Raw genomic sequence first — 25,159 nt, 5'->3', positions numbered from 1 at the left:
CGAAGCATGAATGTCTTCGATCGCATTTACGCGCTGCACAAGCAGCTCGCCGGCGCGCGCCGGCCGATCCCCAAGGCCACGCTGGAAGAACGCCTCGAATGCTCGCCGGCTACGGTCAAGCGCATCATTCGGGACATGCGGCTGTATCTCGACGCGCCGATCGAGTACGACCGCGAGTACAACGGCTATTACTACGCTCGCGATGCCGACGACGAGAGTACCGACGAAGCCGCGAGCGGCCATTTCGAGCTGCCCGGGCTGTGGTTCAACGCCTCGGAGCTGGTCTCGCTGCTGGCCATGGATCAGCTGCTCGAAACCGTGCAGCCGGGCCTGCTCGCGCTCGATCTCGCGCCGGTACGCAAGCGCCTGGAGCGGATTCTCGAAAGCCGGGCGATGGGCACGGGCGAACTGTCGCGACGCACGCGTATTCTGCGCGCCAGCGCGCGTCGGCCAGGGCCGGCCTTTGCCGACGTGGCCAGCGCCATGGCGATGCGACGCCGGCTCACGATTCGCTACCACGGCCGCGCGCGCGATACCGAAAGCGAGCGCACCGTGTCGCCGCAGCGGCTGATCTATTACCGCGACAACTGGTATCTCGATGCCTGGTGTCACGACGCCGAGGGCCTGCGCAGTTTCTCGCTGGACCGTATCCGCCACGCGCAGGCACGCGAGGCCGCGGCGATCGAGATGGACGAGGACGCGCTGGAAGCCGAACTCGGGGGCGGCTACGGCATCTTCTCCGGCGCGCCAGCCAATACCGCGGTGATCCGGTTTAGTGCGCGCGCGGCGCGCTGGGTCGCGGACGAGCAATGGCACCCGGATCAGCAGGGCGAGTCGCTAGACGATGGTGGCTATGAACTGCGCGTGCCGTATTCGGCCTCGGCCGAACTGTTGGCCGACGTGCTGGCCTACGGCCCGGACGCCGAAGTGATCGCGCCCCTCGAGCTGCGTGCCGCGGCGGCCGACCGCCTGCATGCGGCCGCCGCCCAATACGGCGCCAACGCGAAATAATGTAAATTCATACAGCTCAGGGTCGTCTAATGACCCACCGGCCGCGCCACCCTGTACCCACGTTGAAAACAGGGAGTGACCGATGAGCATGACCACCGCCCAACGACTGATCCATCCGGCCCGTGCCGCACTGCTGCAGGCGGCCCAGGCCGAGCGCCGTGGCCTGACCCGCGCGCTGGCCATCGAAGCCGACTGGCGTTTTCACGACGGCCCCGAATGGGCCGCACAGTACTGGGCAGCCTTCGGCGACCTGCGTCGCGATGCCGAAACCGCCCACGACATGCAGGTCGCCGCCAGTGCCGCGCCGCGCCGCGACTGGACGGCGCTCGCGCCGGTCGAATCCGACCAGGCCCGTGCGATCTTTCGTGCCTTGCTTGCAGCGCTGCATCCGGACGTGGCGCCCAAGGCCGCCGCCGAAGATACGGCCGGGCTCTGGTCGCTGGCCGTGCTGGCTTATCGTGCCGGCGATGCCGCCCGGCTACGGGAATTGCTGACACGGGCGCGTGACAATGCGGCATCGGCCCGTCTGCCGAATGAAATCGTCGCGCTGCGCCAGGAACATGACCGTCTGCGCGCTCTGCGCGAGCAGGCCGATCGGCGTCTGGCCGAGTTGAGCCAGCAGTTCCCGTTCTGCCTGCGCAACCAGCTGGCCGACCCCGCCTGGGTACGTCGTCAGCGTCTGGGGCTGCGCCAGGTCATTGCCATGGCGCAGCCGCCGCGCTCGCGTGCCCGGGGAGAGGCCGACGCGCGCAAGCAGGTATCCTGAGCGGCTGGTCGATTTTGCAATGAAGTGCCCCGCCCATGGCCCAGGCCGAACAGCATCGTCTCGATCTCGGCGACGAGGACTTGCAGACCCGCGCCGAGCGCGAGACCGCGTACTGGATCGAACGCGCCCGCGAGATCACCGGCGTCAGCGCGCGGCGGCTGCCGGTGCCCGCGGTCGCCTTCGATCTGCGCGGCCGCTCGGCGGGGCAGGCGATCTTTGCGCGCCGCAGTCGGGATTGCCGGATTCGTATCAACGCCGCGCTGCTGGATTCGCATCCACAGGAAATGCTTGCCGAGACGGTGCCGCACGAAGTCGCGCACGTCGTCATCTACCGGCTCTATGGCCGCCGCGCAAAACCGCACGGCAGGGAGTGGAAAGCGCTCATGCGCGCCTTCGGCGTCGACCCTGCGCCGTGCCATACGCTGCCGACCGAACCGGTACGTCAGCTCAAGCGGTTTCGCTACGAATGCGCCTGCGATGAAGACGCCTGGCTCACCAGCATTCGCCACAAGCGTGCACAGAAAGGCACCGACTATGTCTGCCGGCGCTGTGGCCAGAAGCTTCGTTTAGTAGACGGAGGCGTCAGCGAGTTAACGTGAGGCTCTGGCTCCCAAAATGCCACTGCAAAGGGGTTGCCCACCTGTAGCTAACGCTATTCTTACGAGTGCGGCTTATTGTTGCTCGTTAGATAGCGGTCCGCCTCTAATGAACAGTTAAACGCTGCCGTAGAGCACTTCATTTCGTGCTTCCCAGTATGTGCTGAGATTGAATTCAGTTTTAATAATTAATTCAATGATCCGCTCAAGAGAGTCTTTAGAGAACTGCACGTATTCCTGCTGCATGCCAGTTTTAGACATCTTGAGTCTAACGAAAGTATAACCTTCGTCATCAGTAGCTTGCCAATTTGCATGCACTACTAAATTTCGCAACCGGCCGCATTCCTTCAAATCTTGTATAAGGCTCTCATAGCCCTCTATCGGTTGTTGACTGGCTACATGAAAGTCGTCGCAAAATCTTTTGAATAGCTCAATTTTTGAATTATAGTTCATTTTGTTAAGAACTATTAATCCCGTCGAATCTGTCCGATCCGTAAAATTCTCACAAAGGATGGAGTCAAGCCAACTTTCTAGAGAATTGAAGTACATCACGATGAGGCCGATGGAAGGCAGGGCATTGTCGATGTATTCCTCGGCTTTTTCCTCGTCTTCAACTTCATGATAGAGATGCTGAATAAAGTTTTTAAGTTTAGTTTTCATCATCCCTAGCAACTCTAAAGTGATATTGACGCTAGCATTCTAGGCATTCGATAGGCGGCCAACCCAGTCGCGCACGAACTGTTCGGCGGTTCGACCGCTGCGCGAGCCGCGCGCCAGCGCCCACTGCAGAGCGGCACGTTCCCAGGGCGCGTCGACACCGATCTCGGCCTCGATATCACGCGCGGCGAGATGCTTGGCCGCGATCGCCAGATAGTTCGCCTGGTCGAACGGATAGAACGACAGCCACAGACCGAAGCGCTCGGACAGGGAAATCTTCTCTTCGACGGCTTCGCCGTGATGAATCTCGCCGTCGATCTGCTGCGCGGCTTGGTTTTCGGACTGGTACTCGGGCAGCAGGTGACGCCGGTTCGAAGTGGCATAGATCACCACGTTCTCAGGTGCGGCGGCCAGCGAGCCGTCGAGGACGGCCTTGAGTGCCTTGTAGCTGCCGTCGCCGGCCTCGAACGACAGATCGTCCGAGAACACCACGAACTTTTCCGGACGATCGGCCAGGATGGCGACGAGATCCGGCAGATCGACCAGCCGGTGGGCCGGCACCTCGACAACGCGCAGGCCTTCGTCGGCGAACGCCGGCAGCAGCGCTTTCACGAGCGACGACTTGCCCGAGCCGCGCGAGCCCCAGAGCAGGGCATTGTTGGCTGGCAGACCGGCCACGAACTGGCGCGTGTTGGCGACCAGCCGCTGTTTCTGGGTCTCGATGCCGTGCAGGCGTTCCAGCGGCAGGGCAATGGGCGAGTCGATCGCTTGCAGGCGCCCGTCGTCGCGCCAGCGAAACGCCAGCGCGGACCAGTCGATATCGCCGCCGACCGCGCGTCGTTCATCGGCAAGCCGGGCTTCCTGAGCGTCCGCGATCCGGGCGAGTTGGGTCGCGATGGTTTCCAAGGTGTCTGCATCGTGCATCCGGCCAGTGTAGCCAATACACCCCGGCGCCTGCAGTGCCGCAGTTGCAGTACAGGCGTGGCCGATCACGATTTCATCGCGCCGGATTCGATCGTGTGCGGGTTGTCGTCGAGCTGTCACAGCCGCGGTTCAGGCTATGCGCCCAACAGGATGAGAACGGCGCCGGCGCGCTTATTTTCACGGTATATCGCAGCCATCTGAAGACGAGATTTGCGCACGTCGAGCGTGCCGTTCGACGCCTCCATCCGCCGGTACAACAACTTTCAGGTAGCCCCATGATCACGAATTCGGAACTACGGCCGTATGAACTGGAAGCTTTTCTGGCCCGGATGGCGCGGCGCTATTTCAGCGCGGATGCGTTATCGGATAGCGAGTCGCCCGAGCGTATCGCCGCGCGGGTGATGTCGGCCGGCACCTATCGCGACGTCTGCGAATTGGTGGACCTTGCCGGGCGTGCCTATCTGGTGCATGTGTTTATCACCGCGCCATACCACTGGTTCTCTCAGCCAGCACGTGAGTACTGGCAGCGCCATCTCAAGCTCGGGCCGCCGGTGCCACGTACGTCGCGTGAAAAGCACGGCACGCGCGGCGGGGCGTTCCCGCCGACTGCCATGGCCACCGAGGTGACGCCCGTGGCGCGTCTGCACTGATAGGGCTTTCCACAGTTGGCGTGAACAACCCTGTGGATAGTGTGACGCGGTGGCCGCACAGCATGGCTGGGTGCGCGTTGCCCAATATTTGACCAGCGCCCGGGCCGGGCGGCTTTACGATGGATCGCCGGCGGAAGCGAAACAGACCGTATAGCCACGGCCTTCGTCTAGCGTGTGATCTCAAACACCAACGGCAGGAGATCGTGATTGCCGTTTGCCCGCGTGAAGCCGGGGATTGCACCGCGGGCACAGCCCGCCGATAGGCGCAGCATGCGCGTGCGATTCTTCGCGTGAATAAAGGCCGCCTCGCGGTCGGTGACGTCGTAGAGAGACGCCACGCCGAGCTAGAGTCCGGCGATCGTTCGCCAGGCGGCGCAGTCCACGGGCGCCCGGCTAGTCGCCGGCGCCATGGCGAGGGGAGCACTAATACGCTTTGATCCGAGGCGCGCTCTTCCTGGCAGGTTTCAACAAAGACGCGCCCGAACGGTGCATGCGAACCGGGGCAGTTAGCTGCCTTGCGGCATTGTTACGTCGCGGAGCGTGTAGATCTCGCGCTCGCGCAGTTTTTTCTTTTTCTTCTTCTGCTCGTACATGACCTCATCGGCACGTTTGAGCAGGCTGCTGAAACTTTCCTTTCGATCCGCGCTGCTCGTTGCGGCGCCGAGGCTGAAGCTGATCTCGTACGGGCGATCGCCCTGGGCGTTGCGGGCTTTCGTGCGCTCGGCAAGGCGATGGATCGCCCGGTTCGCCGCGGCTTCGTCCGCGTGGATGACCACGGCGAACTCGTCGCCACCCACGCGCGCGACGATATCCGCGCCGCGGAACGTTTCCACCAGAAGGCGCGCCACGTCGATGATGAATTCGGAGCCGGCATCGTGGCCAAGCGCGTCGTTCGTCTGCTTGAGGCCGTCCAAGTCAGCGAACATGACGGTCAACGGTGTCTTGTTGCGTTGCGCTTCACGCATGGACTGACTGCCCAGCAGTTCGAAGCCGCGCCGGTTGGCGACGCCGGTCAGGGCATCCGACAGCGACATATCGCGCAGTTCGCGCTCGAGGTCGTTGATGCGCTGTGCCGCCACGATAAGCAGCAGGAAAAAGATGAAGGACGTGCCGGCTGCGGTCATCGCGGACGCATAGGCCATCTCGACCCAGCCCATCCAGTTCGCATACTGGCCGCCGAGTACGAGCAGAAAAGGTAGAACCAGAGCGAACGGAAAAATGACGCGCGCGATCTGGCTGCCGATACCGATACCAACGAGCACCGAGAAATAACCCGACTCCGAGCGCCGGCCGATCGCCACGCAGGTCAGTAGCCCCATGCACAGCAGCGTATGGGGCGAAGCACGCGTTTCCAGCGACTGGCCGACCAGCCGTGCGGCATCGAAACAGTAGCCGGACAGTACGATCAGCGTGAACATGATCAGGCCCATCGTAAGGGCATCGACGAAAGGTGAAAGCGGTTTCGTGCGCGCAGTGATCTGAAGCGCGACGAAACCCAACGCCAGCAGATAGGCCGCACTCTGGATCGACATCAGCCCGGGGCGCGCGGAACCTGTGTCGGGCGCGAGCAGCGCTTCGAGACCGATATTCCAGCCGACCAGGTGGCGGGCAAGCGCCGATAGCGCAATAAGCATGACGACAGCGGCGAGCGCCATGCTGGTTTGCTGCTGTATACGACTGCGCCGGGGCTGTGACAGAACGAGGCTGGTCGCGCCGAGCATGAGTGCGAGGGCTGTATTCGCCTTCATCACATTCCAGCCGGATGGCAGCAGCGAGGCAAGGGCGGGAATGAGCCAGGCGAGCAACACCACCGCGGTCACGATCACGGCAGCCAGTGCGGCCAGAACCTCCAATCGCATCAATATCGCGACCAGCTTGAGGTTCGGCTCGCTGGAGGCTTTATGCAGTTGGTGGGTTTTCATCAACAGCCTTCATGAATGCGTCATTTAACGATCGGCAACAGTCGAGTAGACGACTGGATTTTTACGCGCCAGAGCTTTGCTGACCGCGCTACGTCCTTGAATAGGCAAGGCTCAAGCCGATGTCGCTACTGGCTTACTATAAACCGAACTGCTGTTCGGTGTTTTTTGCCATGGGCGCGGCGTGCGCTCTGGCTTGAAGATTTCTTACGCCGCAACAAAAAAGCCCCCGATCCAAGACCGAGGGCTTTGATTCTCTACATCTGAAGTCGATCAGGCCAGCTTGCGATGCTTGGCCTTGGACGAGCCTTCGGCGGCATTGCCGAGTCGGCGTTTTCGATCGGCTTCGAAGTCCTGGTAGTTACCTTCGATGAATACCACCTCATCGTCCTCGAAGGCGAGGATATGAGTCGTGATGCGGTCGAGGAACCAGCGGTCATGCGAGATGACCAGCGCGGCACCGGGGAACTCCAGCAGGGCTTCTTCGAGCGCGCGCAGGGTCTCGACGTCCAGATCGTTGGTCGGTTCGTCGAGCAGCAGGGTATTGCCGCCTTTCTGCAGCAGCTTGGCCAGCTGCAGTCGGTTGCGCTCACCGCCGGAGAGTTCCGAAACGCGCTTCTGCTGATCGCCGCCCTTGAAGTTGAAGCGGCCTATATAGGCGCGCGACGGGATCTCGTAGTTGCCGATCTGCAGGATGTCCTGACCGTTCGACACTTCCTCCCACACGGTCTTGGACGAATCCAGTTCCTCGCGGGACTGACGCACATAGGCCAGGTCGACCGTCTCGCCGACCCGGATCTCGCCGGAATCCGGCTCTTCCTCACCGTTGAGCATGCGGAACAGCGTGGTCTTGCCGGCGCCGTTGGGGCCGATGATGCCCACGATCGCGCCCTGCGGGACCTTCAGCGACACGTCTTCGTAGAGCGTGCGATCACCGTAGGACTTGGTGACGTTGTTCATCTCGAACACGAGATCGCCCAGACGCGGACCCGGCGGGATATAGATCTCGTTGGTCTCGCTACGCTTCTGGTATTCCTTGGACTGCAGCTCCTCGAACTGCTTCAGGCGCGCCTTGGACTTGGACTGGCGGCCCTTGGCATTGCTGCGCACCCATTCCAGCTCGGCCTTGATGGCCTTCTGGTGGGCATCCTCGGATTTCTGTTCGCGCTCGAGGCGCTTGTCCTTCTGTTCCAGCCAGGAGGAGTAGTTGCCTTCCCAGGGGATGCCGTGGCCGCGGTCGAGCTCCAGGATCCAGCCGGCGACGTTGTCCAGGAAGTAGCGATCATGGGTGACCGCTACGACGGTGCCGGGGAAGTCCTTGAGGAAGCGCTCCAGCCAGGCGACCGATTCGGCGTCGAGATGGTTGGTGGGCTCGTCGAGCAGCAGCATGTCGGGCTTGGACAGCAGCAGCCGGCATAGCGCCACACGACGGCGCTCACCGCCGGACAGCTTGGAAACCTCGGCTTCCCACGGCGGCAGGTTCAGCGCCTCGCCGGCGCGATCCAGCGTGTTGTTGATCTCCCAGCCGTCGGCGGCGTCGATGGCTTCCTGCAGTTCGGCCTGCTCGGTAAGCAGGGCATCGAAGTCCGCATCGGGCTCGGCAAAGGCTTCGCTGATTTCGTTGAAGCGCGCCAGTTTCTCGGCGATATCGCCCAGGCCTTCCATCACGTTGCCGCGCACGTCCTTGGATTCGTCGAGCTGCGGCTCCTGGGGCAGATAGCCGATGTTGATGCCGGGCATCGGACGGGCTTCGCCTTCGATTTCCTTGTCGATGCCCGCCATGATGCGCAGCAGCGTGGACTTGCCGGCGCCGTTGTAGCCGAGCACGCCGATCTTGGCGCCCGGGTAGAACGACAGATGGATATCGCGCAGGATGTGCTTCTTCGGCGGCACGACCTTGCCGACGCCATTCATCGTGAAGATGTATTGAGCCATGGTTACGCGGCCTTGGTGGTGAAAAGAGCGCCAGTGTAAGCCAACTGCCGCGTGGACTGAATGCCGCAGCCTTGGAATACGCCCGCTACAGCGGCGCGCAAAATAACCTTATGACCGATCGATCTAAGAGTGCGCCTTTAAAATAACGAGAACGCGCCTATCATCTGGCGTATTCGCACACGCGCGACGGCCCAATTTCAAGCCATTTGCCGTGTACACGGCCAAAGGAACGAGGAACAGCACATGCAAGTCGATGTCGCAAAAGCCAACGCCGAGCTCGAAGGCAAGCATCCCAAGGAAATCGTCGAGTGGGCGGCTGGCCTCGGTGGCAAGACCATCGTGACCACCAACTTCGGCCCCGATGAAGCCGTGATCCTGCATCTGGCCACCCAGGTCCAGCCGGATATGGACGTGGTCTGGATCGATTCCGGCTACGCCACGCGCAAGACCTATCTGTTCGCCGAAAAGCTGATCAACGACCTGAACCTCAACGTGCACGTGTTCAATCCGCTGGCCTCTGCCGCGCGTCGCGACGCGCTGATGGGCATCCCGGACGTGGACGATCCGCAGCACGAAGAGTTCACCCGTCAGGTCAAGCTCGAGCCGTTCGGCCGTGCGATGAAGGCCATGGCGCCGGACGTCTGGCTTACTGCAGTACGTCGCGATCAGACCGAGTTCCGCAAGAACATGGAGATCGTGACCCAGGATTCGCCGGATGCGGTGGTCAAGGTCGCCCCGGTGCTGGCATGGACCGCAGACGACATGGCGGCCTATCGCGAGAAGCACGGTCTGCCGAACGAGACCAATTACTACGATCCGACCAAGGTGCTGGGCAACCGCGAATGCGGCCTGCATAACCGCTTCACCGCCTGATCACAGGTTAGAAGAGGATCGATAAAAGCGCGGGGCTTCGGCCCCGCGCTTTTTTATGCCTGCCGTATGCGGCGGGCCGTTGATTTCGGCGTCGTGGTTCAGACAGCGTCGCGTTGTTTTGCGACCGGTCGCCGGGCCGGCGCGAGTTTGAGCAGCGGGCAGGTCCGGCAATATTTCGGCGGCGAGGTGGCCTGGTAATACAGGCAGCAGGTGCGCCGGAATCGGACGGGGTCAGTGTCGCCCATAGGGAGCGGCCGCGAATGGAAGCGGGCGATCGGATTCGCCGACCAGCCGAATAGCGCTGATGGCGCCGCGTGTAGAAAGCGCCAATCGTCGTCGCGCCGTGCGACGGCGGCCGCGGCTGTCAGCTCTGCCAAGCGTCGTTCGTACAGTGAATACACGCGAACCGCCGTGTTCTCCCAGAGCATGCGCATCGGTACGCCGCTTGCCTGATGCAATGTGTCCCACAGCGGCGCGATCAGACCGGCGAACAATGTCGCCACGATGTGCTCCCGGGCCGCCTCGCGCCTCGAGGTGGGCCAGTTTTTAGCGTCGATCACATGCAGTGGGAGATGCGATGTCCAGCGGTTGCCGTCGTGCGCCAGATCGATCAGGCAATTATCCGGTGAGACATCGATTCCCCGGTCGCAGGCCGACAGCGCATACAGGCAGGCGCCCGTGGCCAGAAACGCCAGACGCTTGGACAGCAAAGATGCCGTCACCCGTCGCGAGGATGAGCCGATCACCGGGCCCAGTTGGTCGAGCGCGTTGCGACAGCGATCGAGGTCGGTGAACGCGGCGAAGGTCATGGTATGACGACCTGCGCGGGCGGCGCTTGTCAGCCGCAACGGCCCGGTCAGGTATTGCCACTCTCCGGCGCTGAGGGCTTCTGGTACCGCACTCATTCGGTCGCTGCCCGGCCAAACGGGATACATAGCGGCACGCCAAAGAACGGGTCGGCAATGACCCGACATTCCAGATCGAATATCTCGCGGACGTGGGTTGCGGTCACGACCTCTTCGGGCGTGCCCTGGGCGTGAATCTGTCCCTCCTTCAGGGCAACGACGTGATCGGCATACCGGCAGGCCAGATTCAGATCGTGCAGGACCAGGACGATCGTCTTGCCGGCATCGCGATTCAAGGCTTTAAGCAGGTCGAGGACTTCCAGCTGATGGGTCAGGTCGAGGAAGGAGGTCGGCTCGTCGAGCAGCATCAGCGGGGTATCCTGCGCCACGGCCATGGCAATCCACGCCCGTTGGCGCTGGCCGCCCGACAGCGCATCCACCGACCGGCTGGCCAGCGTCTCCAGATCGGTACGCGCCAGGGCTTCTTCCACACAGGCCTCGTCGCGCTCGGACCATTGCGACAACCAGCTCTGATGCGGGTGACGTCCGAGCGCGACGAGCTGGCGTACCGTCAGCCCTTCGGGCGCAATCGGCTGTTGCGGCAGCAGCGAGAGCGTTGTCGCCACGGCCTTGGTCGGTAGGCGATGGATATCGGCGCCATCGAGACAGACCTCGCCGGACCAGGGCTGGAGCAACCGCGCAAGCGTCTTCAGCAGCGTGCTCTTGCCGCAGCCGTTGCTGCCGATCAGTACCGATAGCTGGCCTTCGGGCAGCGCCAGTGTCAGATCGCGCAGGATCGCGGCGCGCTGATAGCCGGCGGTGATGCCTTGTGCGGAAAGACGGGTCACGGCTTAGCGGGCCTCTCTCAGAAGCAGGGCGAGGAAGAACGGTGTGCCGATGGCGGCCACGAAAATTCCGGCCGGCAGATCCAGCGGCAGGAACAGTGTTCGTCCCACCAGATCGGCGAGCATCACAATCGTGGCGCCCAGCGCGGCACTGGTCAGCAGTTGTGCCACGCCGGGTGCTCGCGTCACCTGCCGGGCTATATGCGGCGCGACGAGACCGACGAAAGCCATCGCACCGCCCCAGGCAATCGCCACGCCGGCGAGCAGGGTAGCGACGAGTGTCAGCAGGGCGCGGGTACGCTGAACCCGGACGCCGAGGCCGACAGCCAGCGCATCATCGAGCGGCGCCAGTAATGCGAACCGGACCAACGGCACCAGCAAAACGGCCAGGCCTGCGCACCACAGCGCCAGTTGCCGCACCTCGACCCAGTTCGCGCCGTACACGCTGCCGGTCAGCCAGACATAGGCGGAAAGCGTGGTGGTCAGTGGACTGGAAACCAGGATGAACGTCGTGATCGCGCTGCACAGCGCAGCCATGCCAATGCCCATGAGTATGAGCCGCAGCGGCGTGGTGCCGGAGCGCCAAGCCAGCGCGTAGACCACCGCAATCACCGCCAGCGCGCCGCCCATCGCGGCCAGCGGTAGTCCTGTCGTGCCCCAGTCCGCGGCCAGATAGGACAGATAAGCGACCGCAGCCGCACTGGCCCCGCTGGTCACGCCCAGCGTATCCGGCGAGGCGAGCGCGTTGCGCATCACCTGCTGGAATATCCAGCCGGATACCGCCAGCGTGCCGCCACAGAGCAGGGCCAGCAACAAGCGGGGCAGGCGCAGTTGCAGCGCGATCAGGCCGGCCTGGCTGTCCGGGTGTGCCATTGCGTCCAGCAATGCCAGCGGCGAGAGTTTTACCGCTCCGATCACCAAACCCATAATTCCGACCAGGCCGGCCAGCACGAACACCGCCAGCGCACGTCGCCACGGCGTGCCGGCAAACTGGCGCGACCAGCTGCCGAAACGGATGGCGCGTGTGTCAGACATGGGCATTACGCTGCCGGCGCACGAGAATGATGAAAAGCGGGGCGCCGATCAGGGCAGTCATGACGCCGATCGGTATTTCTCCCGGCTGGATGAGCAGGCGGGCGGCAATATCCGCGCCGAGCGTGAGGATCGCGCCGAGCAGCGCAGCCCCTGGCAGCCAGACGCGGAGATCGGCCGCCAGCAAGCGGCGCGCGATATGCGGCACGATCAGCCCGATGAACACGATGTTGCCGGCCAAGGCCACGGAGGCACCGGCGAGCAGCACGATCGCGCCGATGGCAAGGGCTTGCAGTCGGCGAAGACGCACGCCCACAGAGGCGGCAACGGTATCGCCGGCTGACAGCACGTTCAGATCGCGCAACAACGGTGCACTCAGCAATAGACCGATCGCCGCGATGACCACAAGCGGCCAGGCGGTGTCGAGTGGCCGACCGGATACCGAACCCGCCAGCCAGAACAGCGCCGCATCCAGTCCCTGTTGATCGATTACCAGAAGCGCCTGCGTGAAGGCGCTGAACAGTGCGGCCAACGCCGCGCCGGCCAGGATCAGGCGCAGCGGTGATGCGGACGTGGCCCGGTGCATCGCCAGCCACCACACGATAGCCGCCGCGACGGCCGCGCCAAGGAAAGCGCCGGCGTAGGGGCTCCAGCTGATACCGAAGCCGCCGAACGTCGCGATCAGCACCACGACAAACAACGCGCCGGCGTTGATACCCAGAATCCCCGGCGACGCGAGCGGATTGTGGGTCAGCGTCTGCAGGATACCGCCGGCGACCGCAAGGCTGGCGCCCACCGTTATCGCGAGCACGGTGCGGGATATGCGAGTCGTACGAATCAGCAGATCCTCGACGTTCGTGGCCGACGGCATCCAGACCGCATGCCAGATATCGACAGGGCTCAACCAGTGCGCGCCGGCCATCAGGCTCGTGGCCGCGCAGAGCAACAGCAGGGCAGCCAGCATCAGCAGTCGCATACGCGTGCTCATGCGCGGCCTGATTCATGGGCCAGCCAGTGCTCGACATCGTCGAGCATGTGCATGACGCCGAGTACCCCGCCGGACAGCACCCAGGGCACCGCCTCGACCGGCCAGACCCGATTCTGCGTCGGTGCGGCCATGCGTTGCCACAGGGGATGAGCCTGTAAGCGTCTATAGTGCGCCGCCACCGCAGCGCTACGGCTATGCAGCATCACGAAGAAGACATCCGCATCCACCGTGGGCAGGCTTTCGACGCCGCTCAGCTTGAGCGACACGCCGGATGCACGCCGGCTGGCGGCATTCCAGCGAAAACCGAGCGCTGCCAGGATCGAGCCGCCGAAGCTGGGCGGTAGATAGCTGCGCACCTCGTTCGCGCGAATATCCAGTAGCGATACGGTGAGCGGCCAGCGGTCATCGAAATGCTTTTGTAGCCGTGTCCCCAGATTTCGTATGCGCGCGTCCAGACGGGCAAGCCATGCCTCGGCCTGCGCCTCGCGGCCCAGCACTTGTGCCATCACCGACAGTGTTTCTCTAAACCGATAGATATCTTCGAGCATGACGACGCGCCCGATCCTTGCCAGCAGCGGCTCGATACGCGCGTGCCGGAAACGTGAAGCGACGATGATGTCGGGTTCGAGCTGCACGATGTGTTCGAGGCTGGGCTGGGTTTCGAGGCCGAGAAGCGGCACGCCGGCCAGGTCTGGGCGCAGATAGGGGTAGACCGGTTTGTCCTGCCAGGACTCGACGATGCCGACCGGTGTGACCCCGAGCGCGACGGCGGTATCGGTGGCGCCCTGAAACAGCGTGACGACGCGCGGCTGATGTGCGGCGCCCGCCCAGGCGGGCGACAGCAGACTGGCAGCCAGACCGAGCAAAAGCCGTCGCCGTGCGGGCGAGGCGAGCTTTGTCGCTTCGGGCACGTGGTCGGCAAGGGCCGTGACTGGGCAGGTCGCCAGCGCGCGAGCGGTCGGCTTCAGGATCGGCAAGAGCGACCTCTAGACGCGGTCAAGACGGTGCCCCGATGGGCGCGGATATCGATCGGGCACTGTAATGAGAATCATTGTTATCTTCAATGTGGCCCGATCGACTGGGGGCCCTGTCGTCGAGCGCCGCGCGGGTACGGCCCACAAAACGGCCTGCGCAGAAAACCATGGCCCACAATACAAACTATGAATGCGAATGAATATCATTTACGGTCGGTGCCGATTATCGTTCTGAGATCTTTCGAAGGGGGCAGTTTTGCAATTCAGGGGGAATACGCCGCGGGTCGGCGTTCACGGGACCGCTACGGCTATCGCCATGGCTATATCATCCACGTCCATCGCGTTTGCCGCGCAGGCACAGGACTCGCTGGAGCCGCTAACCGAGGCCGATCTGGGCCCGATTACCGTGAGTGCCACACGCAACAAGACGGAGAAGGACAAATCGCCGCGCCGCGTGACGGTGATCCAGCGCCAGCAGATCGAGCAGCAGCTGGCGAGTACCAGCGACCCCGGCCAGGTACTGGCCAATCTGATTCCGTCCTATTCGCCCAGCCGCCAGAAGCTATCCAACGCGGGCGAAACCCTACGAGGGCGCGACCCGCAGTATCTCGTCGACGGCGTGCCGCAGACCAATCCGCTGCGTGACAGCTCCCGGGACAGCTATACGGTCGATCTGAGCATGGTCGAGCGGATCGAGGTCATCTATGGCGCAAGCGCCGAACATGGCCTGGGCGCGACCGGCGGCATCATCAACTTCGTCACGCGGCGGCCGGAAGGAGGCACGCTGAGTCAGCACGCCGGTATCAGCCTCACCACCGACGACGACGGCCAGTCCGACGGCCTCGGCTACAAGGCGGACTACCGGGTGAGCGGTGCCAAGGGCAAGTGGGACTACCTCGTGGCCGCGAGCTGGCAGGAGCGCGGCGTTTTCTATGATGGCAACGACGAAGCCGTGGGCGTCGCCTATCCCGGCGAAATACAGAACTCGACCAGCTACGACCTGCTGGGAAAGCTCGGCTACTGGATCGACGATAACCAGGAAATCCAGTTGTCGCTCAATCACTTCGACCTCGAAGGCAATGGCGACTACGTGCCGGTCGTCGGCGACCGGGCCAACGGCGTCGAGACCGGCGCCGAGAAGGGCGACCCGATCGGCGATCCCGGCTACAACAACATCACCACCGCACGAATTTCCTATTCACACGCCGATTGGCACGGCAACGAACTGGATGCGCAGATCTATACCCAGCGTTTCCGTGCCCAGTTCGATACCACGCCTTTCTTCCCTTACACCGAGGACGGGCAGCCGGCCTTCGACCAGACCCGCAACGAATCCGACAAGATCGGCTCGCAGTTCACGTTCAATCGTCAGGGCATGTTCGACGGGCTGGTCGACATCGCCACCGGCGTCGACCTGTTGCAGGACGAGACACAGCAGGTGCTCGTGCATACCGGGCGAACCTATGTGCCCGAAACCCGTTTTCGCAGCTATGCTGGCTTTCTGCAGACCGACCTGCACCTGACCGAAGCGCTTACCGTTACCGGTGGCGTGCGCCGCGAGAATGCAAAGCTCAAGGTCGATGACTACGCGACCATCGACCGCAGCAACGTGACCGACGACGCCGTGGATGTCGGTGGCGGCGAGCCGTCGTTCTCCGAAACGCTCTACAACGCGGGGCTTACCTACCAGGCCACCGCCTGGGGCCAGCTCTATGCCAGCTATTCCGAGGGCTTCGGCATGCCCGATGTCGGGCGCGTGCTGCGTGGCATCAGCACACCTGGCCAGGATGTGGACGACCTGCTGGAACTCACGCCGATCGTGACCGATACCCGTGAGGTCGGCACGCGCCTGGACTGGGGGCGCTATGGGCTGGAAGTGAGCTACTACCAGTCCGACTCGGATCTGGGTCAGCGGCTGACCGAGCGCGACGGCAGGTTTGTCGGCAGTCGCGAGAAGACCGAGATCCATGGTCTGGAAGTGACCGGCCGCGCCGAGGTCGGCGAGCGTCATCGATTCGATCTGTCCTATGCGCAAGCCGAAGGCCGATCCGACACCAACGGCAATGGCCGGGTCGATACCAAGCTGACCGGCATCAATATCGCGCCCGATACGGTGACGGCGTCCTGGGGTGCGACCTGGAGCCCGGATTTCTCGTCCTATATCCAGGCGGTGCATTACATCGATCGCGAGACCGAGGATCCGCAACTCGATTTCGACGGCTTCACGCTGGTCAACGCGTCGCTCAGCCACGCGTTACCGGTGGGGCGTGCCCAGTTCGGCATCGACAACGTCTTCGACAAGGACTATTTCACCTACTACTCGCAGTCGGCACGCATCAGCGACGAGTATTACTTCAAGGGCCGCGGCCGCACGCTCAAGCTTGGCTATCAGGTGGATTTCTAGGCTTGACGAATCCGCGCCTTCGGGCGCGGTCTCGTTCGTCACGCCCGGCCGACGGTTTTTGGCCGGGCGCTTCAGCGATGGGCTGACCACGTTCTGCGTGGTTCGAACGATGGAGTGGTCTAGAACGCCGGCGAATCGATGGAGATCGACGGACTCTCGGCGACCTCGGTGCCGCCTTCGGATTCCTCTTCGGCCAGCGCCGGCGGTTCCTGTGTAGTGCGGTTGTTCGTCATCCAGGTGAGAATGTCGAAATAGGCGCGGATGTTGCCCACGTAGGCGGCGGCCTCGTGACCGCGTGCATAGCCGTAGCGGGTCTGGGCGATATAGCGTTCCTGGGTCAGCCAGGGCAGCGCATCGCGCAGGTTCACCCATAGATTGGGATCGCGCCCCTGCGCTTCGAGCAGGCGGCGCGCGTCCATCACATGGCCGTAACCGACGTTGTAGGCAGCCAGCGCAAACCAGGTGCGGTCGGGCTGGTCGATCTCCTCGGGCATGCGCTTGAGCATGCGGATGAAGTAACGCGCGCCGCCGTCGATGCTCTGCGCCGGATCGCGCCGGTTGGTGACGTTCATGTCGGATGCGGCCGCGCGGGTGAGCATCATGATGCCGCGCACCGTGGTCGGGCTGACCGCGTTCTTGTCCCAGTGGGATTCCTGGTAGCCGATCGCGGCCAAAAGGCGCCAGTCCAGATCGTAATCGTCGGCCGCGCGGCGGAAGTAGCCTTCCCAGAGATGCAGCCGGTTGTCGACCTGGCGCGCGAACTCATGGCCGCCCACAAAGCCCAGACGTTTTACATGGCCGAAGTAGCGGTCGCGCAGAATATGCAGGCGGCCGTTGGCCTTGGTTTCCTCCAGATAGGCGATCGCTTCGTTGTAGAGCGTGTCGTCCACCCCGCCATCGCCGTTACCCGCCATTGCCCAGGCGGTCTTCTGATGCACGTCTTCCAGATCGAACGCCACGCGCAGCTTCGGGTAGTAGCGCTGGTTCATCGCCACGATGTCGGCATTGGCAATGGTGGCGGCGAGATCGCCCGAGGCGACGCGGTCCATCAGTTCCTCGGTATTGGCCTGCGGATCGACCGTGAAGGCCACGTCGGGTCGATTGGCACGCAGCCAGTCCGCGACTGCGGTGTTCGCCGGCAGCACCAGATCACCGGAAAGATCCGCCAGGGTCTGGGGCTTGTTCTTGTAGACGCGATAGACGACTTCGAGGTCGGCCTCGTCGTAGGGCGGGGTGAAACGCACGCGCCCGCGGCGACGCTCGCTCACGGCCACGCCGACGCCGATATGGGCATGGCCGCTGGCGATCGCATCGAGCACCGCCTGCTGGTCGGGCAGCACGATCATCTCGAAGCGCAGGCCCAGTTTTTGCGCAAAATCGCGGATCAGGTCGTATTCGAAACCGGTCGGCCCGTCGGCATCCAGATAGTAGGTGCTCACGGAATTCACCGTGGCCACGCGCAGCGTGCCCAGCGTGTCGATCTGTTCGAGCAGGCCGGGGCGCGACACGCAAGTGCCCAGCGCGAGCGCAAGCGCGGCGATTGTGACTAGCTGCAGGCAGCGCAGCAGTTCGCGTACTCCGGTCATGGCGCAGCGTGGCATGGACAGCGTCGCGGGCGGCGCTGGGGCAGGGCAGTGGTCATGGCGTCAGGCTATCTTGCACACGAGTGTTGGGAAAGCCGGCGTTATCATTTAACATACGCGACTTCTTGACGGGCCACCGGCGAGCGTAGCGCCGCAAAAGCGCCGGTAGGCTGAACGAGTTTTAGGAGAGGTACCGAAGCGGTCATAACGGCACCGACTCGAAATCGGTTGGGGGCGCAAGCCCCACGTGGGTTCGAATCCCACCCTCTCCGCCATTTTTTCCTGCCGCCTTTCGCGAACCCCTGCCATGGCCACAGGTAAATCCCCCGAGCGTCTGTACCGCGTGGCTTTCTTCAACCAGGGTGAAGTCTACGAGGTGTTCGCGCGCTCGGTCTCGCAGGGCGCGCTGTTCGGGTTCATCGAGATCGAGAAGCTCGTCTTCGGCGAACGCTCCTCGGTGGTGATCGACCCGGCCGAAGAGAAGCTCGCCAGCGAATTCGCTGATGTCGAGCGCTCTTATATCCCGATGCATTCAGTGATTCGTATCGACGAGGTCACGCGCCGCGGCACCGCGAAGATCACGCCCGCCGACGGCGACAGCAAGGTGCGGCCGTTTCCGGTTTACACGCGCCAGGGGCCTGGCGGTCAAGGCGGCGGCTCGTGAGCCGCGCATGAGCCGGCGGACATGAGCGACAAAGCCGGGTCCATGCGTTTCGCGCTGCTGGGCAGCGGCAGCAAGGGCAACGCGCTGGTGGTCGAATACGCCGATACGCGCCTGCTGATCGACTGCGGTTTTTCCGCGAAAGAGATGGAAAAGCGCCTCGCGCGGCTCGAGCTCGTGCCGGCCGATATCGACGCGCTGGTCATCACCCACGAACACGACGACCATTGGCGCGGCGTCTCGCGGTTTTCACGTCGTCACGACGTGCCCGTGTGGCTCACGCCCGGCACCCAGGCCGCTAAGGCCGCCGACGCGCTCGCCGCTACCGAGCTGTATTCGCCGCACGAGCCGTTCGCCATCGGCGATCTGGAGCTGTTCCCGTATCCCGTGCCACACGACGCGCGCGAACCCGCGCAGCTGGTCGTGGGTAATGGCGACAAACGGCTCGGCATCTTGTCGGACATCGGCTATGCGACGCCGCATGTACGCGAGATGATCGACGCCTGCGATGCGCTGGTTCTCGAGTCCAATCACGATCCCGAGATGCTGGCCACGGGCCCGTATCCGGCATCGCTCAAGCGCCGCGTCGCCGGCAAGCTCGGCCATCTGAGCAATCAGCAGGCGGCCGAGCTGCTCACCCAAATCGATGCCACGAGCCTGCAGCAGTTGGTCGTGGCCCATATCAGTGAAAGCAACAACCGCCCGGAACTGGCCCAGGCCGCGCTCGCAGAAGCGCTGTCGACCACGGCCGACTGGGTGCATGTCGCCAATCAACGCGAGGGTCTGTCGTGGCGCAGTCTGGTCAACCGGTAGGCGAATCTTCCATCGCTGCCGTGAATATCATCGTCGGCAAGCCGGCGCTGGCGGAATTCGAACTGGAACGCCTGCGTGGCGGTCTGGCGGGCGCGGGTATCGACGTCGCCAGCCTCGTCGCGCGCGAAGTGTTCGTGGCGGCTTTCGCCGAAGCGCCCGATGCAGACACGGCCCGCCGCCTGCGCGCGGTGCTCGGCGTGACCGAGGACGACGACGTGCCGGAAGGCGTGATCGCGATTCCGCGGCTGGGCACCGTTTCGCCGTGGTCGACCAAGGCCGAGGACATTGCCCACAACAGCGGGCTGGTCGGCCTGATGCGTCTCGAGCGCGGCGTGGTGTTCTCATTCGGCAGCACGCCCGACTTTGAAGAACTGGCACAAAGCGGCGTCCTGCACGACCCGATGACCCAGTCGTTGCTGCCCAATGCCGAACGTCTGCCGCGCCTGTTCGACACGCTCGCCCGGCGCGGACTGCGCCGCGTGCCGCTGGCGAAAGAGGGCGTCGCCGCACTCCAGAACGCCAATCGCGACTGGGGCCTGGCGCTGGCGGACGAGGAGATCGAATACCTCGCCGAACAGTATCGCGCGCTCGATCGCGATCCGACCGACGTCGAGCTGATGATGTTCGGCCAGATCAACTCCGAGCACTGCCGGCACAAGATATTCAACGCCGAATTCACGATCGACGGCGAAACGCGCGCCAAGTCGCTGTTCGACATGATCCGCGACTCGCACCGGGCGCGCCCCGAGGGTGTGCTTTCGGCCTATCGCGACAACGCGGCCGTGATCGAGGGCCACAACGCCACGCGCCAGCTGGTGGATGCAGACCGCGTCTATCGCCTGCACGAAGAACCCGTGCATATATTGATGAAGGTGGAGACGCACAACCACCCGACCGCGATCGCGCCCAACCCGGGTGCGGCGACAGGTGCCGGCGGTGAGATCCGCGACGAGGCCGCGACCGGTCGCGGCGGCAAGCCCAAGGCCGCGCTGGCGGGCTTCTCGGTCTCCGATCTGCGCCTGCCGAACGACGTGCAGCCCTGGGAAGTCGACGACAGTCGCCCGCCGCAGGTCGCCACGCCGCTCGATATCATGCTCGAAGGCCCGATCGGCGCGGCACGCTACAACAACGAATTCGGCCGCCCGGCGCTGGGTGGCTATTTCCGCAGCTTTCAGTACGAATCCGAGGCCACCGGCCTGCGCGGCTATCACAAGCCGATCATGATCGCCGGCGGCATGGGCAATGTGCGGCCGGACGACGTGGAAAAACATGCGGTGCCGGTCGATGCGGCGCTGATCGTGCTCGGCGGGCCGGCCATGCTCATCGGTCTCGGCGGCGGCGCAGCCTCGTCGATGGCCAGCGGCACGTCCTCGGCCGAGCTGGATTTTGCCTCCGTGCAGCGTGCCAATCCCGAGATGGAGCGCCGCTGTCAGGAAGTCGTCGAGGGCTGTATCGCGCTCGGATCGGGCAATCCGATCGCTTCGATCCACGACGTGGGTGCGGGCGGGCTGTCCAACGCGCTGCCCGAGATCATCGATGCCGACGATCGTGGCGGCCGCGTGCGCCTGCGCGACGTCGATGCGGCGGATGTGAGCCTGTCGCCGATGGAGATCTGGTGCAACGAATCGCAGGAGCGCTATGTGCTCGCGATCGCGGCCGACGAACTCGGCGCGTTCGAAGCGCTGTGCGCGCGTGAGCGTTGCCCCTATGCGGTGGTCGGGCGCGCGACGGCCGAGCCTTTGTTGCAGGTCGAGGACGCGGAAGCCGATAGCGACGACGTTCGCTATCCGGTCGATATGCCCATGGGTGTGCTGCTCGGGCGTACGCCACAGATGCAGCGCGAAGTGGAGCATCAGCAGGTCGATCTGCCGCGCTGGGATCATGCCGGGATGGAAATGGCCGAGGCGGTCAACCGGGTGCTGCGCGTACCCAGCGTCGCCAGCAAATCGTTTTTGATCACCATCGGCGATCGCAGCGTCGGCGGCATGACCGCGCGCGACCAGATGGTCGGCCCCTGGCAGGTGCCGGTCGCCGATGTCGCGGTCACCACGACGGGCTATACCGGCGATACCGGCGAAGCCATGGCCATGGGCGAGCGCGCGCCGCTGGCGCTGCTCGATGCCGCCGCCTCCGGGCGTATGGCGGTCGCAGAGGCCGTAACCAATATTGCTGCAGCGCGTATCGACCAGCTCACCGATATCCGCCTATCCGCCAACTGGATGGCCGCCTGCGGCGAGCCGGGAGAGGACGCGCGGCTCTACGACACGGTGCAGGCCGTCGGCGAACAGCTGTGCAGCGAACTCGGCCTGGCGATTCCGGTCGGCAAGGATTCGCTGTCCATGCGCAGCGTCTGGACTGACGACAACGGCGACGAGCGCCGCATGAGCGCGCCGTTGTCGTTGATCGTCTCGGCCTTCGCGCCAGTCAGCGGCGCGCGTGCGACGCTTACGCCGCAGCTGAGCGCGCCGGACGAGGCGCCGACCGCGCTTGTCCTCGCGGATCTGGGCAACGGCAAGAACCGTCTTGGCGGTTCCGCGTTCGCACAGGCCTTCGGCGCGCTGGGCCATCAATCAGGCAAGGGCGCGCCCGATCTGGATCAGCCAAAGCAGCTGCGCCAGTTCTTCGCCGTGATCCAGCGCCTGGCCGGCGAGAATCGCATCAAGGCTTATCACGATCGTAGCGACGGCGGCCTGCTGGCCTGTGTCGCCGAGATGGTCTTTGCCGGCCGCGTGGGCGCGAACATCACGCTCGACGATCTGGGCGACGATGCGCTCGCCGCGCTCTTCAATGAAGAACTCGGCGCGGTGCTCCAGGTCGGACGCGACGACGCTTCTGTCGTCGTCGGTGAACTGCGCGCCGCTGGTCTTACCGCGCATACGATCGGCGACGTGGTGGCGGATCAGCAGCTCACGATCGCGCACGGCGGAACGACGTTGTTCGAAGCATCGCGCGCCGGCCTGCAAAGAACTTGGGCCGCGACCAGCCATGCGATGCAGACGCTGCGCGACGAGCCGAAGTGTGCGGCGCAGGAATACGACGCGATGCTCGACGATGCGGATCCGGGCTTGCCGGCCGCGCCCACCTTCGATATCGCCGACGACGTCGCCGCACCCTTCGTAAATACAACGCGCCCGCGTATCGCGATCCTGCGCGAGCAGGGCGTCAACGGCCACAACGAGATGGCCTGGGCGTTCAGCCGAGCGGGCTTCGAGGCGGTCGACGTGCACATGAGCGAGATTGCGGCAGGCCGCGATCTCACCGACATGCAGGGCCTGGCAGCCTGTGGCGGCTTCTCCTATGGCGACGTGCTCGGCGCCGGGCAGGGCTGGGCGAAGTCCATCCTGCTCAACGACGGCACGCGCCGCGTGTTTGCCGATTTCTTCAGCCGCGACGAGACTTTTGCGCTCGGTGTCTGCAACGGCTGCCAGATGCTGGCCGCGCTCGCCGAGATAATCCCCGGCACTGACAACTGGCCGACCTTCGTGGCCAACGCCTCGCGTCAGTTCGAGGGCCGTACCAGCGCGGTCGAGATTGCTGAATCCAAGGCCGTGTTGCTCGACGGCATGGCCGGCAGCCGGGTGCCGATCGCGGTCGCCCATGGTGAAGGGCGGGCGCAGTTCGGTGCGCCGAACGATCTGGACATGCTTACTGCCAACGGCCAGGTCGGCATGCGCTATATCGACAACCACGGCGCGCCGGCAGCGCATTACCCGGCCAACCCCAATGGCTCGCCCGATGGCGTGACCGGGTTGTGCAACGCCGACGGCCGCGTGCTGATCACCATGCCGCATCCGGAACGCGTCACGCGCAGCGTGAATCTGTCGTGGGCGCCGCGCGGTTGGGGCGAGATGAGCCCTTGGGCGCGGCTGTTCTCCAACGCACGTCGTTTCGTCGGCTAGGAATACGGCGTTGTAGCCGGCCCGGATGAGTGTTCCGGGCCGGTGAGGCGAGATCGTGTTTACGCGCTCGCACCGTAGATGTTGCGCAAGTCGTTGCGCGATACCTTGCCGATCGCATTGCGCGGTATCGCGTCAACCACCCGCGTATCGGTCAGCCGCTGAAACTTGCCCAGCCGTTCGTTCGCCCAGATCTGGATTTCTTCGGCAGTCGCCGTTGCGCCTGCGGCCAGCGTGACGAAGGCCACCGGCGTTTCGCCCCAGCGCTCGCTGGCGACACCGAATACCGCCACGTCCGCCAGCGACTCGTGTTCCCGTAGTATCGCTTCGATGTCGCTCGGAAAGATATTGAAACCGCCGGAGATGATGGTCTCCTTGGCGCGCCCGACGATCGACAGGAAGCCGTCGGCGTCGAAATAGCCGATATCGCCGGTCCGGATGAAGCGGGCGCCGGTCTCCGGCTCGTACCATTCGGTCGCACGCGTGCGCTCGGCATCGCCGTGATAGCCGCGCATGATGAAGCCGGAATGGCCGACGATCTCGCCGGTGCTTTGACGATCAATCTCCTGGCCTTGTTCATCAATGACCCGCAGTTCGTGGCCTGGCATGGGCTGGCCGACGGTATGCAGTTTGTCGAGATGTTCGTGGGCGGCGAGCATGCAGCTGCCGCCGCCTTCGGTCATGCCGTAGAACTCGAGCAGGCCGCCCGGCCAGCGATCCAGAACCTCGGCTTTTACATCGGCGCCAAACGGCGAACTGGTGCAGCATTTCATCTGAAAGCTGGACAGATCGGTGCGATCGAAATCGGGGTGATCGAGCAGACGCCGGTATTGCACCGGCACGAGCATGGCGTGGGTGACACGGTGTTTTTCTGCCAAGGCCAGGAACTGCCCGGCATCGAATTTCGGCATCAGCACCAGCGTGCTGCCGGCCGCCAGCGCGGGCATGAAGCTCACCAGCGTGGTGTTGGAATACAGCGGCGTCGAGACGAGCGTGACGCAGTCGCCGTCGTAGAGCGACACGGTGCTGCCGGCGATCTGCGGCCAGCGCAGGGCATTGGTATGCACGATGCCCTTGGGCGCGCCCGTGGTGCCGGAGGAGTAGATGATGTTGAAGATGGTGTCCGGATTCGGCTCGACTGGCGTGGGCGCGCTGTCGTCGCTCGTCAGCCAGTCTTTGAACGGCGGGTAAGCGTCGTCGCCGTTGATGCTGATCCCGATCAGCTCAGGTCGCTCGCCGGCTGCTTCGACCGCGCCGCGGCCAACCGCGTCGACAAACAGAAAGCGTGCCCCGCAGTTGTCCAGCATCAGCCCGAGCGCGGCCGCCGTGCTCGACGGCGCCAGCGGCGCGAACGTGCCGCCGGCACGCAGTGCGGCGAGCATGACCACCACATAGTCGATGGAGTTCGCGGCGCAGAGCGCGACGACGTCGTCGGGTCGCATACCGTCTCGCTGTAGCGCCGCCACGCCCCGGTCCACGCGCTGATCGAGTTCGCGATAGGTGATCGTGCGCGTGTCATCGATAAGCGCGACGTGATCGGGGCGCTGCTGCGCGTGCTCTCGTACCCGGCCCGGCAGGGTGCCGAACGTGGGTACGACATCGGGCGTGGACAGGGATTCTGGCATGGGTCTCCTTCGTTCGCGGTCAGCCTGCGGTCGCGACAGGTCTGTCTTGTTATGGGTGTCCGACGATATGTACGCGTAGAAGCGCGGCCGGATCGCGGGTCGTCGAGTCTTGCATGGTCATCCTATGGCTGCAATTTGTATGGAACGGCGTTTCATCCCAAG

At 64.1% G+C, this 25,159-nt stretch carries 21 protein-coding genes and 1 tRNA gene; 10 read left to right on the top strand and 12 right to left on the bottom strand.

Annotation, left to right across the window (positions count from 1 at the left end):
- Positions 1-6: 6 nt before the first annotated feature.
- The 3 genes from SADO_RS09865 (at position 7) to SADO_RS09855 (ending at position 2,376) form a co-directional block, all read left to right on the top strand.
- A complete protein-coding gene (locus tag SADO_RS09865; protein ID WP_353111036.1) occupies positions 7-1,011 on the top strand; it encodes a helix-turn-helix transcriptional regulator in 1,005 nt (334 codons plus the stop codon).
- 82 nt (positions 1,012-1,093) lie between these two features.
- Positions 1,094-1,777, top strand: a complete 684-nt coding sequence (locus SADO_RS09860; protein ID WP_353111035.1) for a hypothetical protein — start codon at positions 1,094-1,096, stop codon at positions 1,775-1,777.
- Positions 1,778-1,812: 35 nt separating this feature from the next.
- Positions 1,813-2,376 carry a SprT family zinc-dependent metalloprotease gene (locus SADO_RS09855; protein ID WP_353111034.1) on the top strand — a complete coding sequence of 188 codons (564 nt, stop codon included), beginning with the start codon at positions 1,813-1,815 and terminating at the stop codon, positions 2,374-2,376.
- A gap of 114 nt (positions 2,377-2,490) precedes the next feature.
- Here the strand turns inward: SADO_RS09855 and SADO_RS09850 are convergent, their stop codons facing one another.
- Both SADO_RS09850 and SADO_RS09845 read right to left on the bottom strand, forming a co-directional pair.
- Positions 2,491-3,036, bottom strand: coding sequence for a hypothetical protein (locus tag SADO_RS09850; RefSeq protein WP_353111033.1), 546 nt, complete (start codon positions 3,034-3,036; stop codon positions 2,491-2,493).
- A gap of 36 nt (positions 3,037-3,072) precedes the next feature.
- Positions 3,073-3,954, bottom strand: coding sequence for an ATP-binding protein (locus tag SADO_RS09845; RefSeq protein WP_353111032.1), 882 nt, complete (start codon positions 3,952-3,954; stop codon positions 3,073-3,075).
- Between the two features lie 275 nt (positions 3,955-4,229).
- On the opposite strand from SADO_RS09845, the gene SADO_RS09840 reads away from it, so the two are divergent.
- A complete protein-coding gene (locus SADO_RS09840) occupies positions 4,230-4,604 on the top strand; it encodes a hypothetical protein (protein WP_353111031.1) in 375 nt (124 codons plus the stop codon).
- Positions 4,605-4,771: 167 nt separating this feature from the next.
- Here SADO_RS09840 and SADO_RS09835 read toward each other — a convergent pair whose 3' ends face one another.
- From SADO_RS09835 to ettA, 3 genes are all read right to left on the bottom strand, one after another.
- Positions 4,772-4,942, bottom strand: a complete 171-nt coding sequence (locus SADO_RS09835) for a hypothetical protein (protein ID WP_353111030.1) — start codon at positions 4,940-4,942, stop codon at positions 4,772-4,774.
- 168 nt (positions 4,943-5,110) lie between these two features.
- On the bottom strand, positions 5,111-6,526 hold the full coding sequence (locus SADO_RS09830) for a GGDEF domain-containing protein (protein WP_353111029.1): 1,416 nt from the start codon (positions 6,524-6,526) through the stop codon (positions 5,111-5,113).
- A gap of 270 nt (positions 6,527-6,796) precedes the next feature.
- A complete protein-coding gene (ettA, locus tag SADO_RS09825; protein WP_353111028.1) occupies positions 6,797-8,458 on the bottom strand; it encodes an energy-dependent translational throttle protein EttA in 1,662 nt (553 codons plus the stop codon).
- Positions 8,459-8,701: 243 nt separating this feature from the next.
- On the opposite strand from ettA, the gene SADO_RS09820 reads away from it, so the two are divergent.
- A complete protein-coding gene (locus tag SADO_RS09820) occupies positions 8,702-9,331 on the top strand; it encodes a phosphoadenosine phosphosulfate reductase domain-containing protein (RefSeq protein ID WP_353111027.1) in 630 nt (209 codons plus the stop codon).
- Between the two features lie 98 nt (positions 9,332-9,429).
- Here SADO_RS09820 and SADO_RS09815 read toward each other — a convergent pair whose 3' ends face one another.
- The 5 genes from SADO_RS09815 to SADO_RS09795 are packed head-to-tail and all read right to left on the bottom strand — an operon-like array spanning position 9,430 to position 13,952.
- Complete coding sequence (locus SADO_RS09815; protein WP_353111026.1) at positions 9,430-10,236, bottom strand: IucA/IucC family C-terminal-domain containing protein; 807 nt, start codon at positions 10,234-10,236, stop codon at positions 9,430-9,432.
- Positions 10,233-11,024, bottom strand: coding sequence for an ABC transporter ATP-binding protein (locus SADO_RS09810; protein ID WP_353111025.1), 792 nt, complete (start codon positions 11,022-11,024; stop codon positions 10,233-10,235). Before SADO_RS09810 ends, SADO_RS09815 begins: the two co-directional genes overlap by 4 nt.
- A 3-nt stretch (positions 11,025-11,027) precedes the next feature.
- Positions 11,028-12,056, bottom strand: coding sequence for a FecCD family ABC transporter permease (locus SADO_RS09805; RefSeq protein WP_353111024.1), 1,029 nt, complete (start codon positions 12,054-12,056; stop codon positions 11,028-11,030).
- The gene (locus SADO_RS09800; RefSeq protein ID WP_353111023.1) at positions 12,049-13,041 is read right to left on the bottom strand and encodes a FecCD family ABC transporter permease; all 993 of its coding nucleotides are present in this window, start codon (positions 13,039-13,041) and stop codon (positions 12,049-12,051) included. The genes SADO_RS09805 and SADO_RS09800 overlap by 8 nt, the downstream gene beginning before the upstream one ends.
- Complete coding sequence (locus SADO_RS09795; protein WP_434547907.1) at positions 13,038-13,952, bottom strand: ABC transporter substrate-binding protein; 915 nt, start codon at positions 13,950-13,952, stop codon at positions 13,038-13,040. The genes SADO_RS09800 and SADO_RS09795 overlap by 4 nt, the downstream gene beginning before the upstream one ends.
- Before the next feature lie 379 nt (positions 13,953-14,331).
- Between SADO_RS09795 and SADO_RS09790 the strand changes: the two genes are divergently transcribed.
- Complete coding sequence (locus SADO_RS09790; protein WP_353111021.1) at positions 14,332-16,419, top strand: TonB-dependent receptor; 2,088 nt, start codon at positions 14,332-14,334, stop codon at positions 16,417-16,419.
- 119 nt (positions 16,420-16,538) lie between these two features.
- Here SADO_RS09790 and mltF read toward each other — a convergent pair whose 3' ends face one another.
- On the bottom strand, positions 16,539-18,005 hold the full coding sequence (gene mltF, locus SADO_RS09785) for a membrane-bound lytic murein transglycosylase MltF (protein WP_353111020.1): 1,467 nt from the start codon (positions 18,003-18,005) through the stop codon (positions 16,539-16,541).
- Positions 18,006-18,186: 181 nt separating this feature from the next.
- On the opposite strand from mltF, the gene SADO_RS09780 reads away from it, so the two are divergent.
- The 4 genes from SADO_RS09780 to purL all read left to right on the top strand — a co-directional run bounded on the left by SADO_RS09780 (position 18,187) and on the right by purL (position 23,375).
- Positions 18,187-18,277, top strand: a tRNA-Ser gene (locus SADO_RS09780).
- Between the two features lie 32 nt (positions 18,278-18,309).
- Positions 18,310-18,666 carry a DUF1820 family protein gene (locus SADO_RS09775; protein ID WP_353111019.1) on the top strand — a complete coding sequence of 119 codons (357 nt, stop codon included), beginning with the start codon at positions 18,310-18,312 and terminating at the stop codon, positions 18,664-18,666.
- Positions 18,667-18,687: 21 nt separating this feature from the next.
- Positions 18,688-19,476 (top strand): MBL fold metallo-hydrolase, encoded by a 789-nt coding sequence (locus SADO_RS09770; RefSeq protein ID WP_353111018.1) that lies wholly within the window; start codon positions 18,688-18,690, stop codon positions 19,474-19,476.
- The gene (purL, locus tag SADO_RS09765; RefSeq protein ID WP_353111017.1) at positions 19,452-23,375 is read left to right on the top strand and encodes a phosphoribosylformylglycinamidine synthase; all 3,924 of its coding nucleotides are present in this window, start codon (positions 19,452-19,454) and stop codon (positions 23,373-23,375) included. The genes SADO_RS09770 and purL overlap by 25 nt, the downstream gene beginning before the upstream one ends.
- A gap of 59 nt (positions 23,376-23,434) precedes the next feature.
- On the opposite strand, the gene SADO_RS09760 is transcribed toward purL, so the two are convergent.
- Complete coding sequence (locus SADO_RS09760) at positions 23,435-24,997, bottom strand: class I adenylate-forming enzyme family protein (RefSeq protein ID WP_353111016.1); 1,563 nt, start codon at positions 24,995-24,997, stop codon at positions 23,435-23,437.
- Positions 24,998-25,159 lie beyond the last annotated feature (162 nt).

It is taken from the genome of Salinisphaera dokdonensis CL-ES53, assembly GCF_040361215.1.
Lineage (GTDB): Bacteria > Pseudomonadota > Gammaproteobacteria > Nevskiales > Salinisphaeraceae > Salinisphaera > Salinisphaera dokdonensis.
This window is presented reverse-complemented; position numbering and strand designations above follow the sequence as displayed.

Coding starts and splice junctions, on each gene's coding strand:
- SADO_RS09865 (WP_353111036.1), top strand. CDS start 7: ATGAATGTCTTCGATCGCATTTACGCGCTGCACAAGCAGCTCGCCGGC.
- SADO_RS09860 (WP_353111035.1), top strand. CDS start 1,094: ATGAGCATGACCACCGCCCAACGACTGATCCATCCGGCCCGTGCCGCA.
- SADO_RS09855 (WP_353111034.1), top strand. CDS start 1,813: ATGGCCCAGGCCGAACAGCATCGTCTCGATCTCGGCGACGAGGACTTG.
- SADO_RS09850 (WP_353111033.1), bottom strand. CDS start 3,036: ATGATGAAAACTAAACTTAAAAACTTTATTCAGCATCTCTATCATGAA.
- SADO_RS09845 (WP_353111032.1), bottom strand. CDS start 3,954: ATGCACGATGCAGACACCTTGGAAACCATCGCGACCCAACTCGCCCGG.
- SADO_RS09840 (WP_353111031.1), top strand. CDS start 4,230: ATGATCACGAATTCGGAACTACGGCCGTATGAACTGGAAGCTTTTCTG.
- SADO_RS09830 (WP_353111029.1), bottom strand. CDS start 6,526: ATGAAAACCCACCAACTGCATAAAGCCTCCAGCGAGCCGAACCTCAAG.
- ettA (WP_353111028.1), bottom strand. CDS start 8,458: ATGGCTCAATACATCTTCACGATGAATGGCGTCGGCAAGGTCGTGCCG.
- SADO_RS09820 (WP_353111027.1), top strand. CDS start 8,702: ATGCAAGTCGATGTCGCAAAAGCCAACGCCGAGCTCGAAGGCAAGCAT.
- SADO_RS09815 (WP_353111026.1), bottom strand. CDS start 10,236: ATGAGTGCGGTACCAGAAGCCCTCAGCGCCGGAGAGTGGCAATACCTG.
- SADO_RS09805 (WP_353111024.1), bottom strand. CDS start 12,056: ATGTCTGACACACGCGCCATCCGTTTCGGCAGCTGGTCGCGCCAGTTT.
- SADO_RS09800 (WP_353111023.1), bottom strand. CDS start 13,041: ATGAGCACGCGTATGCGACTGCTGATGCTGGCTGCCCTGCTGTTGCTC.
- SADO_RS09790 (WP_353111021.1), top strand. CDS start 14,332: ATGGCTATATCATCCACGTCCATCGCGTTTGCCGCGCAGGCACAGGAC.
- mltF (WP_353111020.1), bottom strand. CDS start 18,005: ATGACCGGAGTACGCGAACTGCTGCGCTGCCTGCAGCTAGTCACAATC.
- SADO_RS09775 (WP_353111019.1), top strand. CDS start 18,310: ATGGCCACAGGTAAATCCCCCGAGCGTCTGTACCGCGTGGCTTTCTTC.
- SADO_RS09770 (WP_353111018.1), top strand. CDS start 18,688: ATGAGCGACAAAGCCGGGTCCATGCGTTTCGCGCTGCTGGGCAGCGGC.
- SADO_RS09760 (WP_353111016.1), bottom strand. CDS start 24,997: ATGCCAGAATCCCTGTCCACGCCCGATGTCGTACCCACGTTCGGCACC.